12 protein-coding genes and 1 tRNA gene are annotated in these 13143 nt (G+C 30.3%); 5 read left to right on the forward strand and 8 right to left on the reverse strand.

Annotated elements, in window-relative coordinates; translation table 11 throughout:
• Positions 1–4 precede the first annotated feature (4 nt).
• The 3 genes from gcvPB to CALAG_RS03515 form a co-directional block, all read right to left on the reverse strand.
• Positions 5–1564: an aminomethyl-transferring glycine dehydrogenase subunit GcvPB gene (gene gcvPB, locus CALAG_RS03505; RefSeq protein WP_015232364.1), complete on the reverse strand. Its 1560-nt coding sequence runs from the start codon at positions 1562–1564 to the stop codon at positions 5–7.
• Positions 1564–2958, reverse strand: a complete 1395-nt coding sequence (gene gcvPA / locus CALAG_RS03510) for an aminomethyl-transferring glycine dehydrogenase subunit GcvPA (protein ID WP_015232365.1) — start codon at positions 2956–2958, stop codon at positions 1564–1566. The genes gcvPB and gcvPA overlap by 1 nt, the downstream gene beginning before the upstream one ends.
• A 143-nt stretch (positions 2959–3101) precedes the next feature.
• Positions 3102–4865, reverse strand: a complete 1764-nt coding sequence (locus tag CALAG_RS03515) for a glycoside hydrolase family 15 protein (protein ID WP_015232366.1) — start codon at positions 4863–4865, stop codon at positions 3102–3104.
• A gap of 281 nt (positions 4866–5146) precedes the next feature.
• On the opposite strand from CALAG_RS03515, the gene CALAG_RS03520 reads away from it, so the two are divergent.
• Both CALAG_RS03520 and CALAG_RS03525 read left to right on the forward strand, forming a co-directional pair.
• Positions 5147–6580 (forward strand): B12-binding domain-containing radical SAM protein, encoded by a 1434-nt coding sequence (locus CALAG_RS03520; protein ID WP_015232367.1) that lies wholly within the window; start codon positions 5147–5149, stop codon positions 6578–6580.
• Positions 6577–8100 (forward strand): radical SAM/SPASM domain-containing protein, encoded by a 1524-nt coding sequence (locus CALAG_RS03525; protein WP_015232368.1) that lies wholly within the window; start codon positions 6577–6579, stop codon positions 8098–8100. The genes CALAG_RS03520 and CALAG_RS03525 overlap by 4 nt, the downstream gene beginning before the upstream one ends.
• Here CALAG_RS03525 and CALAG_RS03530 read toward each other — a convergent pair.
• Both CALAG_RS03530 and CALAG_RS03535 read right to left on the reverse strand, forming a co-directional pair.
• Positions 8097–9134, reverse strand: a complete 1038-nt coding sequence (locus tag CALAG_RS03530) for a V-type ATPase subunit (protein WP_015232369.1) — start codon at positions 9132–9134, stop codon at positions 8097–8099. The genes CALAG_RS03525 and CALAG_RS03530 overlap by 4 nt on opposite strands.
• Positions 9135–9140: 6 nt before the next feature.
• Entirely contained in the window at positions 9141–9476 is a 336-nt protein-coding gene (locus tag CALAG_RS03535; RefSeq protein WP_015232370.1) for a hypothetical protein, read from the reverse strand.
• Positions 9477–9558: 82 nt separating this feature from the next.
• Between CALAG_RS03535 and upp the strand changes: the two genes are divergently transcribed.
• On the forward strand, positions 9559–10212 hold the full coding sequence (gene upp / locus CALAG_RS03540; protein ID WP_015232371.1) for a uracil phosphoribosyltransferase: 654 nt from the start codon (positions 9559–9561) through the stop codon (positions 10210–10212).
• Between the two features lie 124 nt (positions 10213–10336).
• On the opposite strand, the gene CALAG_RS03545 is transcribed toward upp, so the two are convergent.
• Together CALAG_RS03545 and CALAG_RS03550 are read right to left on the reverse strand one after the other, a co-directional pair.
• Positions 10337–10792 carry a 30S ribosomal protein S15 gene (locus tag CALAG_RS03545; RefSeq protein ID WP_015232116.1) on the reverse strand — a complete coding sequence of 152 codons (456 nt, stop codon included), beginning with the start codon at positions 10790–10792 and terminating at the stop codon, positions 10337–10339.
• A 99-nt stretch (positions 10793–10891) separates the two neighbouring features.
• Positions 10892–11914 carry a Clp1/GlmU family protein gene (locus CALAG_RS03550; RefSeq protein WP_015232372.1) on the reverse strand — a complete coding sequence of 341 codons (1023 nt, stop codon included), beginning with the start codon at positions 11912–11914 and terminating at the stop codon, positions 10892–10894.
• Positions 11915–12183: 269 nt separating this feature from the next.
• Here CALAG_RS03550 and CALAG_RS03555 point away from each other — a divergent pair.
• Both CALAG_RS03555 and CALAG_RS03560 read left to right on the forward strand, forming a co-directional pair.
• Positions 12184–12289, forward strand: a tRNA-Asp gene (locus CALAG_RS03555).
• A gap of 119 nt (positions 12290–12408) precedes the next feature.
• Positions 12409–12717, forward strand: a complete 309-nt coding sequence (locus CALAG_RS03560; RefSeq protein WP_015232373.1) for a transcriptional regulator — start codon at positions 12409–12411, stop codon at positions 12715–12717.
• On the opposite strand, the gene CALAG_RS03565 is transcribed toward CALAG_RS03560, so the two are convergent.
• On the reverse strand, positions 12714–13073 hold the full coding sequence (locus CALAG_RS03565) for a hypothetical protein (RefSeq protein WP_015232374.1): 360 nt from the start codon (positions 13071–13073) through the stop codon (positions 12714–12716). The genes CALAG_RS03560 and CALAG_RS03565 overlap by 4 nt on opposite strands.
• Between the last annotated feature and the right edge of the window lie 70 nt (positions 13074–13143).

Here is a 13143-nt window from a genome sequence, read left to right on the forward strand (position 1 = left end):
TTTTCTAACGTAGGGGTCCTAATATACCTTTTTGCCTTAAAATATTTGCTCTATAGGTTGGAGTAATAGTTTTTGGATGATTAGCTTTAACCATGTCAATTCTCCTAACAGAAGTGTTGAGCGGCCATTGTTTTGGTTCATTTGGATTTCTTCTTGCAATATCTTCAATTTCTTTAAGTCTATTTGCAAACTTTTCTATATTTTCCTTAGTCTCGCTTTCTGTAAATTCTATCATCAAAGCTTCTTTTACTATTAATGGGAAATAAATTGTTGGCGCATAAAATCCTGAATCTAGCAATCCTTTGCTTATATCTTCAGCAGTTACTCCTGTTTCTTCATGTAATGGTTCTGCACTTAATACAACTTCATGTTTTCTAAACCTATTATTTCCATAAGGCAATGAGTATCCTTTAGAATTTTCCATTAGCTTTATGAAATAATTAGTATTTATTACTGCTACTTCTCCAGCTTCTCTTAAACCTTGAGGGCCTAAAGTCAATATATATGTATAGGCCCAAATTAATTGTTGTACATTACCGAAAAATGATTTCATAAGACCTGGACTATTTTTTCCAGGCCATTTTATTTTATACATTTTATCTTTTTTATCATATATAACTATAGGACCTGGTAATAAATCATGTAGCATAATGTCATCTTTTACTATGCGATCTTTTATACATAATGGACCTGAACCAGGACCTCCCCCACCATGAGGCGTTGAGAAAGTTTTATGTAAGTTTAGATGAGCCATATCAAAGCCCATGTCTCCTGGTCTTGCTTTTCCTAAAATGCCATTTAAATTAGCGCCATCGTAGTATAGTAAACCATCTTTTTCATGAACCATTTTAGCTACATCTAGAATTTTTTCTTCAAATAATCCTAATGTGCTTGGATTTGTTAGCATTAAGCCTGCTGTTCTTTCATTTAATGAAGATAGAAATGCATTATAATCCATATTTCCTGATTCATCTGTAGGTATTTCTATTGTTTTAAATCCTCCCATTGCAGCACTAGCTGGATTTGTTCCATGAGCAGAATCTGGAACAATTATTTCATCCTTTAAATTAATATTTCCTTTTATTTCATGATATTTCCTTATCATCAAAACCCCGCTAAGTTCCCCTTGAGCTCCTGCAGCTGGATGCAAAGTACAATAATCCATGCCTGTTATTAATGATAACCAATTTTGTAGTTCATACAATGCCTTTAACAATCCTTGAATTGTTGATTCTGGTTGTAAAGGATGGATAAAAGTGAGCCTCTTGTCAGATGATATTTTTAATGATAGTTTAGGATTGTATTTCATTGTGCAACTACCTAATGGAACTGGACCAGAATCAACTCCATATGCCATCTCAGATAATCTAGTGAAATGTCTTACAACTTCTATTTCGCTAACTTCTGGTAAATCAGGATCTTTTTCACGTTTTAGATTTTGGGGTATTGATATTTCTCCTAAAATTTGCTTGAATTCTTCATTATTTTCCTTAAATCCAATGCCTTTTCTAGTATTTCCCAATTCATATATAAGTGGTTCATTCCAGTTAGCTTGCTTAAACATTATAATCCCCCTAAGCTTTCTAGTTTATCTAAAAGAAAATCAATATCAGATTTGGAATGAACTTCAGTGAAACTCAATAAGCCCCATGAACTTTTTGCCCATGTAACATACTGATTTAATGGTATTCCTAGCAAGATTCCATAATCAATTAGTTTACTTCTTATTTTTTCAAAGTCTGTATTAAAATCTACAATGAAATCTCCAAAGAATTCCCCTTCAAACAAAGGAGATTTAAATCCAAGGCTATTTATTTTCTTTGCAGCGTAATGGCTTCTATACCAAATGGATTCTGCAACATCTTTCAAACCTTTTTTACCTAATAATGAAATATAGATCGCAGCTGTGATAGCGCTTAGAGAAGAGTTTGTCGTTATGTTGCTTGTTGCCTTAGATCTTCTTATATGTTGCTCTCTAGTTTGCATTATCATTGCAAATGCTTTAGAAGAGCCATCAATGGAAGTAGTCATGCCTATTAATCTTCCCGGCATTTGTTTTACATATTCTGCATTCCATTTTGTTGCAAATATTCCCAAATATGGTCCTCCAAAATTAAGCCCTAATCCTAATGGTTGCCCTTCTCCAACAGCTATATCTGCATTAAGCTCTCCCGGCGTTTTGTATAGCATAAGGCTAAGTGGATTAACTCCCATAATAAATAATGCATTTTTTTCATGAGCTATTTCGCTAATTGCCTTAGCATTTATATCAACAATTCCAGTATATTGATATGGATATTCCAGGTAAATTGCAGATACGTCATCTAATTTATTTTTTATATCTTCAATATCAGAATACCCAGTATTTGGATCAACTTTATAAGTTATTAGAGATATTTCATGAGGGGTTGTATAGGATTTTGCAACTGATAAGTGAAATGGATTTATTGTTTCTGGTATTAATATCTTTGATTTATCATTAATTCTCTTTGACATTAAAAATGCTTCCCCTAATGCGCTTGCCATGTCGTACATACTTGCATTGACTACTTCCATTTCCAATATATCTGATATTAAGCTCTGATATTCAAATAACATTTGTAATAATCCCTGGCTTATTTCAGGCTGATAAGGTGTATATGCTGTTAAGATCTCTCCTCTTTCAGCTAAGTATTGCACAGCTGCTGGAATATAATGGGGCCAAGCCCCACCTCCAATAAAAAGTTTTGATTTATCAAATATTTTATTGTTATTTAAAACATCATCCATTATTTTTTCAACTTCGATTTGATCTAAGGGTCTCTTTTTCCCTATTTCAAGGCTATCCCATTTTTCTTCATTTATTAATACCTGCTTAGGGATATCATGATATAATTCCAATACATCTTTAACTCCAATATAATCCAACATCGCTTTTTTAATTTGTTCGTTACTATTAGGAATCCATTCATGCTCCACACTAATCCCCATTGTATTAGTTTTTATTCAAAATAATAAAAATGCTTTGTTGCAAATATTGGCTCCATTACTTTTATTTTATTATTTTTAAGTTATACAGCATAATATCTTAATATATTTTAATAAATATCAGAAATTTAAGATTATTTGTTTAAAATAGATCTATTTCTCATAACATACCAAATTGCTATTAATAAAACTATTATTATTATCCATGAAATAATCTCATCTAACTTGTTTGATGTATTTTGAGGTAAGTTGAGAATATCAATAATATACATAGAAGCTGACCAGGTTAAAGGCGAAGTTGTTGGTAAAGGATTTCCGTAATTAGGATCTATAGCTTCTGGTAGCAATCCATTCTGGGAATGATTATAAGCCCAGTTAAGCAAGTTTATTGCTCCAGTGATATTATTAATTTGTTCATAATAATATGCTAAAAATAAAGTAGTTATTATCCATGGGGGATTAGGAGCAGAGCTATCATATAATGATTGAGAATAATGATAATCATCCCCTATAAAACGTGACAATCCTCCTAAAACAGTCAAATGGGCTATTTCTTGATTAACATCGCTATATGCCGTGTTAGATTCAGGTGATATGAAACCAAGGCTTAAAGGAAGTATTGTTGATGAATCAAATCTTGAATAAGCAGGGGATAAGATTATTTCTTGTGTGTTATTTATATATAAAACAGCTTTATTTAATGTTGGATAGAAATATTTACCATTCCAAAAATATTTTATTATGCTCTCATTAAGTAAATTTTCATAGTACTTTATCAAGCTATTATTTATTCCTAGATATTGATAGATGAGAGAAGAATAATATAAACCTATGTCATCAATTGATTGGGTCCAAAAATTATATCCCATATTACTTTCCCAAACGCTTAAATCTTCAGGCATTAGATGAAACTTACTATTATTTATTTGGTTTATTTCATATTGTATTGTTTTATTTAATGCAGGAAGAACTGATGTAAGGAAACTATAGTTATGAGTTATTTGAAAGTAATTATATACCCCTATTTGAAATAGACCAATACTATCTAGTTCAGGAATACCAAAACTTATATCAGGTTCTCCATTATAAAAATTATATCTAGTATACCAATTATTACCGCTAAAAATGTTAGATTCCCAAATCCAATATTTATATGAGGAGTTCAAATGATTGCCATCTTGAAGTGCCATGGCTGCAAAGGAAGAATCTCTAAGCCAATTGTATAAATAAATGGGTGAAGGGGATGCTGCAAATTCGCCAGTTATGGGATTTTGACTATCTTTGATAAAAAGCAATGACAAATAATAATCTGAAATTAAATTATTGCTAATTTCGAAATTTTTAATGTTTTTTGATTTATATAGCCAATTATTAACCTCATTATTATTATAATTTATCAAATATTTAGGCTGATAATATTTTGAACCATTTATAGAAAATTCTAAATATCCATTGGTATTATACGATAATTCCAAAATTTTAGTATTGTTTTCTATAATAATATTAGCTGTTCCATTAAAATATATATAAATAGATGGTGTACCATTAATAATTGCTTCATCTTTATAAATTGATATTGTATAATTAAGAGGAATATAAATAGAAGATTTTAAAATATTTTTAGGATATATTAAAACAAAAATTAAGTTTAAGTATGGTGGGGTCATAATATTTATAATTCCATTATTTCCTTTAATTGTTATAGTGTTGTTTAAATTTAAGCTCGCATAGTATGATGGATATACATTAAAAGAAATGTTATATGGTAATATTCCGCTATTTCCAAAATAAATATTTTTTATTGATGCATTTGAATTCTGAAAACCGTTTAATGTACTGTTTGGTATTGGTATTCCAGTTGTTATTAATACATTAATAGTTTTCCAATTACTTAACAACAAGTATGATGGATAATAGCTAAGTTCTCTATTATAAGTATATTGATCTGCTCTGGAAACATATATTATTGGACTTACTATTATAATTAATAATAGCAGTGTTAATATAACTTTTTTATTTATTTCCTTCCACCTCTTTTCACTTTGTTAAACAATACAATTTAAAATATTTAATTTTATTCTATAAATTTTATCTTCGTGTTTAAATGAATATCTTAAATAATTTATGTACATGTAGAATTATATACTTTAGATATATATTATATTTATGGGGGAGAAAATTGAAAGTATTATTAACTCTTCCCCCAGAAATCCATAATTTGGAAATTTATAGAGTAACAGGAATGAAAGCTCCTCCTTTAGGGTTACTAAGTATAGCAGCAGTATTGGAAAGGTATGGCCATAAAGTTGAGGTTATCGATAGCCCAACTCTTCAGCTTGATTTTAATTCATGGTTATCAAATATTAAAGCTATAAAACCAGATTTAATAGGTATTTCTATTCAAACCCCTATGGCTCCAAAAGCATATAAAGCAGTTAAAATATTAAAAGAGGAATTTCCTGGTATACCAATAATAGCCGGAGGTACCCATCCATCAGTAATGGTAGAAGAAGCACTAAGAGAAGGCTTTGATATAGTTGTTAGGGGGGAAGGGGAATATACAACATTAGAGTTAGTTAATTATTTAGAAAACAAAGGTTTTGAAAAATCTGGTTTAAGTGATATAGCAGGAATAGCATTTAATAACTATGGCAAAGTAGTTAAAACAAAAGATAGGCCTTTAATTCAAAATTTAGATGAGCTACCTTGGCCAGCAAGACATTTAGTTGATATAAACAAATACACATTGTTTAATAAAGATATAAATATAGCCCATATAATGGCAAGTAGAGGATGCCCTTATGGTTGTATTTATTGCATAACAAGTTATTACTGGGGAAGAAGGTATAGATATAGATCTGCACAAAATGTAGTTGATGAAATAAAATACTTATATGAGAAATACCATACAAAAACAATTGTTTTCACAGATGATGAATTTACAGCAAATTGGAAGTTTGTAAGAGATTTCATTGATCTAATAAAAAAGAATAATCTTGACATTAGTTTTTCTTGTGGTACTAGGGTAGATTTAATAAATAAGGATTTGATGAAATTGCTCTATGATAATGGATGTAATGCATTATATTTTGGGGTTGAATCCGGTAGTCAAGATACATTAAATAAAATAGGAAAAAGAATAACGATAGAGCAGGCAAAAAAGGTGTTTTCATGGGCAAAAGAATTAAAGGGATTTACGACTGGTTCATTTATATTGGGTTTTCCATGGGAAACAATAGATGATATGAAAAATACTATCGATTTAGCTATAAAGCTTGATCCCAATTATGCACAATTTACTGCATTAACCCCATATCCTGGAACCCCATTATACGATTTTGCAGTCAATAATAATTTAATTGTAGATCATAATTGGGAGCATTATACAACAGTTAGACCTGTTATGAGAGGGTTTAATTTCACCACATCGGATCTCGGGAAGATGATTGTTTATGCTTATCGTAAGTTTTATGTGAGGTTTGGTTTTATGGCAAGGGAGGCAAAAGCAGGTAGATTTTTTGATTTATTCAAAATAATTACTAAAAATTTGATATTTTCTCCAGTTGAAAACAAAATTAAGAAAGTTTTTGAGCCTTTGAGGTGGGGTCAATGAGCATGGATGCAGATTACTATTTGGATAAGGTTGATAATAAAAAAGGAGATATAGGCCATCTTTTAGCAGGAATTAGGTTGCTTTTTAATAATCCTGCAACAAAATCAATGTTAAGAATAGCAACAAGGGATGTCAAAGTTAAATATGAAAATGGTGAAGTAAAAGAAGCACCATTAATTTATCATGCTTTGTCAAAATTTGTTGGGGAAAACATATCAGAATGTCCATTATCTGCAAGGTTTTTAATTCCTATTATTGATAATATAATAAAGTTTGGCATTGAGATGCTTAATGGAGATATAGAAGCAACAAAAAAAGGAATATCAGATCCAGCAATAAGGAGAGGAGTAGCATTAGTTATGAAGGGAATAGGTTTATATGGAGTTACAGTTCCTCAAAAAATGCCTGCACCATTTCTAATTGTATGGAATATGACAAATATGTGTAATCTGAAATGTATGCATTGTTATCAAAGAGCTGGGAAACCAACGCCAGATGAGCTTACATTAGAAGAAAAATTAAACTTAATAGATCAATTAGATAAGGCAGGCGTTGCGTCTATAGCATTAAGCGGTGGAGAACCAACAATTCACCCAGATTATTATACTATAGTTAAGGAAATATCGAGAAGAGGTATTCATACAGGAACAGCAACGAACGGTTGGCTATTTTCCAATATTAATTATTTAGTCAAAGCTAAGGAAAGTGGTTTAAGATATGTTGAAGTTTCTTTAGATAGTGCAGACCCTAAAAAACATGATAAATTTAGGGGAGTCGATGGATCATGGGAAAGAGCTGTTAAAGCATTAGAGAATGCTGTAAAGCTAGGTATGGATCATGGTATGGCAGTTACTATTACAAAACTAAATTATAATGAAGTTAAAGATCTTTTAGACTTAGCAGAAGAAATTGGTGTAAAGAGAGTCATATTCTTTAACTTTGTCCCAACAGGAAGAGGGAAAGAAAACTTATGGCTTGATTTAGACCCAGTTGAAAGAGAGAAATTTATGAGATATATTTATTCAGAAATGAAAAAGAGGGAAGGAATTCAAATAGTTAGTACTGCACCACAATATGGAAGGATTGCATTGATTATGAGCCAAGGGAAAGAAATTGCTCCGACTCATTTTGCTGTATCTGGAGATCCAATAGTTAAGGCAGTTGCTGAATTTGTTGGCGGATGCGGGGCAGGAAGAATTTATGCTGCAATACAACCAAATGGGGATGTAGCTCCATGCGTATTTTTACCTTTAACTGTTGGGAACATAAGGCAAGAGAGTTTTTGGAAAATATGGACTACCAGCAAGGTATTTAATGATTTGAGAGATAGAAGTAAACTTAAAGGTTTTTGTAATGTATGCCCCTATAAAAATATATGTGGGGGGTGTAGAGCTAGGGCTTATGGATACTATAATGATTACTTAGCTCCTGATCCTGGATGCATTTATAATGTTAAAGATTGGAATAAATTAAAGCAAGAAACTCATGTTAAACTAAAAGAAGAAATCGCTAAGACTTAAATTATGAGAAGATTTTCATATTCTTCTTTGCTTAATTTTAAATATGATGAAATTACTATTGTTTTTAAGTTATTTACTTCTAGTTTAAGTAGTATAAGTGCTGCCGATATTAATGATGGAGAAAATGGATATGATTGGAACGTTGCTTCGGCTTTCCTTTTTGCTGATATATATGAGCTTTTTCTTATAGAATCCATTATTTCATTTTCTTTTCTCCCTTCGATTTTTAAATATTTGAATTGATCTCTTAAAGAAGTAGCTAACGCCATTGGGTCTCCTGATTCTCTTTCATAAATGTTACCTATCTTATTCCAAGATATATTACACGCCTTTATTTTCATGAAACTTGCTTCTACAACCCTAATTGGTATTTTTAATAAGGAAGATTGTATTAAACCTAAGGCAATTTTGCCTTCAATTATTGGGCAAAGAGTTTTTGATACAGCATCCTTATCAATACTATTTAGTTTTGATATTGATTCTGAATATAAATTAGAGGTTGCGGCTAAGGAATACCAAGTTATTACACTTGCATCTTTTAATTCATTATAAAAAGTATATGCATCTTTTAACGAATTATAAATGTGTTTAAATTTAGATGAAATCTCTAAGTACCTTTGTACTCCAGCTAAGGAATCAGGCTCAGCAAGAATTTTATTAAGAGAGCTTTGACTCCATAACAAAGAAATTAAAGTACTTTTGTTTACTTCTTTATTTTCAATAATACTCCTTAAAACTAAAAGTGAATCATTTATTTCATCTTCTTTTGCAAAAGATAAAGTTAGATCCATTGCTTCGCTTGGTGTAAGAGCTGCAATTTCATCAATGGCCGAATAAAATCTCTTCATGATTTCTTTTTCAGCATCTTCAGGACTTTTTGTATCTGAAACACTTCTATATTTTGATTCCCTAAGAAACGCATATATATCAGATATTGGAGGGGACAACTCTCTTAATTTGTCTGATGGAATTAATGTAGACTTCAAATATCTTAACCTAGGTACAATTTTTGCATATGTTGAAGGAGAACCCATTAAATTTCACCGTGATACGATTTTCTTTATTTCCTCAAAAACTTCTTTTACCGCTTGATCATAGTTCTCTTTGCCTAATTTTTCAGATTTTTCTATCTCTTCTCTTTCCTTTTCCTTATAAGCTTCTTCCAATTTCTTTACGCTTTCCTTATAAGCTTCTTCCAATTTCTTTACGCTTTCATCTAAAAGGTTTTTACTTTCTTGCCTTATCTGTTTTCCTAAACTATCAGCTAATTGAACTATAGAGCTTGATAATTCTTTAGATTCATTATTCAATTTCTTTAATGATTCTTCAAACCATGTAACTGTTTCTGCTAATTTAGATATTTCAGACTTCGACACATAAGGCACCCTTATCTAATATTAATCATGATAATGAATGAGAGTAGAGGTTAAAAAATCTTATAGGGATCAATATATAGGTGTGTATAATTTGGCTAAAATAAAGGTTTTAGGTGAAGAATTACCTATAGCAAGATATTTATTAAAAAAATTAAGAGATAAAAATACTTCATTATCAGAATTTAGGAAAGCTATGAGTAATGCAGGCAAAATATTAGCTATAGAAAGTTCTAGAGAATTAATGTGGAGACAAGAAAAGGTTATTACTCCTTTAAATCAGGAAGCAGTAGAACTTGAGTTAATAAATCAGCCATTGCTTGTAGGGATTCTAGGTGCAGCCTTACCATTAATGGAGGGATTTATTGATATATATCCTGATGCGCCAATAGGCTTAGTTGCTGCAAAAAGAAATGAAATTTATGGATCAATAAATATAGATATATATTATAAAAGGTTACCTGAAAGATATGATGAAATTGCTTATCTTATTGATCCTATGCTTGCAACAGGGAAGACTATGGATAAAGTAATCGATGAATTATATAAACGTGGAATTAAGAAAATTATAATTGCATCAGTTATTTCATCAAAACCAGGAATCAACTATTTATTGTCCTTATATGATAACTTAGTCATATATTCTCTTTCAATTGATAATAATTTGGATGATAATTTCTTTATTATTCCAGGATTAGGTGATGCAGGGGATAGAGGTTTAGGTATTGAACCTCATTAATTTTAATCAAATGTTATCTAATTATAGGAGATAATATATAATATTAGATGTGTGATATTTTGTTTTTATTATTAGATATTGCTAATAGGATATTGGCAAAATAGAATATTCACAGAAAAATTACTTAGCTACTCCCAGCAACCAAAAGCTTTGCAGCATTTGGATCATATACCCAATCTTTATTCAATTTACCAACTTTTTTATAATAATTTGAAAGCCTTCTAATCTTGCTTTCAGTAAATATTAAACCTCTCATGCTTGTCTTATCTTTAGGATGTTCATTCAAATGCCTCCTCAAATTAACTGCTTTCCTTATTAAATTAAACAGATCTTCAGGTATTTTTGGTGATAAATTCTTTTCTTCTAAAACCTTACCTACCTTTTTTCCTATAATTGGTTTAACAAGGGGTATTCCAAATTGATCCCTTAAAACCAATCCTATTTGAGAAGGTGTGTATCCCTTCTTAGCAAGCTCTTCTATTATCATTTCTACTTCTTGCTGTGAATAAGTAATCCAATTTGCTGTAAACGTTGAAGGCCTTATGGAATGTGACTTACCTCTCCTGCTATTCTTATGCATATTAAATCACTCTTCCCTCATTCAAACTTTCCACTTAGCTATAATTATAATAGTGAGAGGGATTTTTATACTTTATAAGATAATAAACCTTTTATAAGATTAGAGGGATTCAATAAGATTTTTATAATTATTTATGTTTAATGTTAGTTTTCCAACTTCAATTCTATTTATTTTACTATCATATTCTGTTATCAAAACAGCATTATCATTAATGATTTTGTATATCAAACCAAAGTATTGATTACCATCGGGAGATTCGATTCCAGCAATAGATCCAGGAAAGAGATTTTCTTTGTTGGTTATATTTATTTCATTTAAGTTTATAATTCTTTTCCTTGATGATAAAATGCATTGTGATATTAATCTATCTCTATTTTCTTTTCTTTCATATCTGCTCTTTTCTTTGTTAAATAGTTTATTAACCTGGATTATTTTTATGTTGTTTAAATTGGTTATTTCATAATTCAGGTCTATAGAAATTACTGCATCTATATCAATATTTTGTATTAAGGATAGTTTTAGTTTAATAGCTTCTTCATTTACCAAACCATCAGTGTCTATAATTAAGTTATCATCTTTCCCCAATTTTTCTATACATTCAATATATTTTTGTTTGTTATGAAATGAACTTATATCGCCCACGAAACATGATTTAACATTTGCTATAGATCCTTTCCAACCTGGTATATATGGTGGATCAATTTCAGCAGTGCTAACAAATGTAGGACAATAAACCTCATTTTGGCCCAGGTCAGCACTCATGATTTTTGCTCTTATTCCTTTAGAATAAAACCTATTTATTAAGAATGCAGCTAGGGTACTTTTACCTGAATCAGTGGGACCTATTATTAAAATTTTTCTCTTCTCAAAAATTTCATTATAAATTTTCTCAAAAATTTCATTAGTTTTACTTTCAACTTTTACAATATTTTTAGATGAGGGATTTATATTAAGGCATGCGTTGTTTGCTTTAATTGGTATTGATCTACCTATTGGAACTATTATTTTCTTATTAATTTTCTTATTTATATCAAATCCCAATATTTCTACTTCACCATTAATTATCACAACGCTTGATGGTCCTAACAAAATATAGGATCCATCAAATTTTTCACAATTCATTTTTATTTTTCCCATTAATAATTTAATTAGGCCCTTTTTAAAGATCAAATAAACCGGTTTCTTTTCGTCCTAGAGGTTGAGGGTTTCACCTCTAATAATTATCTAGGAGATTTGTTCAACTATTCGTTAACTCGAGGCTTTCAATAAACTACTCTTTTTTACAATTAAGATTTTATAAACTTTTAATTTACTAAGATTAAGAAAAATTTGGTTTTAAGGTTCGAGAAGAAAATTTAAATAACGATTCCTTTATCTTTTATAGAAGGCGAGCCGCGGTCGTATAGTCTGGCCTAGTATGCGGGCCTGTCAAGAGTAATGTGAGAAAAATCTCACAGATAGCCCGTGACCCGGGTTCAAATCCCGGCCGCGGCGCCATAACTATTGTTTAATTCATGTTTATTCATTATTTCAAAACGTTAAGAAATTTGAAAGTAATAACAGCCTTAACCCTTTATAAGTGTTATATTAGTTATTAAGATTAATGGTGAAAATGCTTGTCAACAATAATAAAAGATATTTTAGTATATTTCGAAGAACAAGGCCCCATGTCTCCAGGAGATGTAGCACAAAAATTAAATGTACCAAGATACAAGGTGTTAGCAACTATACAATGTCTATCTGAATTAGGCTTTCTTGAATCATTATATTCTAGGGGTAGCTATAAAATATATCAAATAAGTCTTTTAGGAAAAAATGCGTTGGAAAGACTAAAGTCTGAAGAGTCATTAAGAGATATATTAGAGGAAAGTCTTATGAATGAGAATCTTTTAAAAAATAATGAAAAAGGAAAAGCTGAAGCTTAACTTGGTAAGAACTTTGGAATCTCTTCAATGTTTATAATTGGAATTGCTATCCAACCTGGCTTTATTTTGTCTGATACTTCGACTTTTTCACCAGTTTCATCTGTCCTTATTAATACATATTTTGCTTTTTCAGGATTTAGATCTTCAGCAATTTCACAGTAATATACAAGGGGTACTCCATAATATTTATAATAATCTTTATATGTTGCTTGAACAAAATATGTTGACTTGCCATTTTTCATAAGCCTATAAATTGGCATTAGTATCATGTGGGCTGCCATCGATGATGCTAATCTAGCCAAGTCATTAATTGAACTGACCTTTATTAAAAATACTTCATCAATTTTCTCTTCCATTTTTCCACCTAAATATATAAAAAGACTAATAAATTAAAAGTCTAATTTTGTATATAAACAATTTATCGAT

The organism is Caldisphaera lagunensis DSM 15908 (assembly GCF_000317795.1).
Lineage (GTDB): Archaea > Thermoproteota > Thermoprotei_A > Sulfolobales > Acidilobaceae > Caldisphaera > Caldisphaera lagunensis.

Coding starts and splice junctions, on each gene's coding strand:
- CALAG_RS03550 (WP_015232372.1), bottom strand. CDS start 11,914: ATGAATTGTGAAAAATTTGATGGATCCTATATTTTGTTAGGACCATCA.
- CALAG_RS03545 (WP_015232116.1), bottom strand. CDS start 10,792: ATGCATAAGAATAGCAGGAGAGGTAAGTCACATTCCATAAGGCCTTCA.
- CALAG_RS03565 (WP_015232374.1), bottom strand. CDS start 13,073: ATGGAAGAGAAAATTGATGAAGTATTTTTAATAAAGGTCAGTTCAATT.
- CALAG_RS03525 (WP_015232368.1), top strand. CDS start 6,577: ATGAGCATGGATGCAGATTACTATTTGGATAAGGTTGATAATAAAAAA.
- CALAG_RS03530 (WP_015232369.1), bottom strand. CDS start 9,134: ATGGGTTCTCCTTCAACATATGCAAAAATTGTACCTAGGTTAAGATAT.
- gcvPB (WP_015232364.1), bottom strand. CDS start 1,564: ATGTTTAAGCAAGCTAACTGGAATGAACCACTTATATATGAATTGGGA.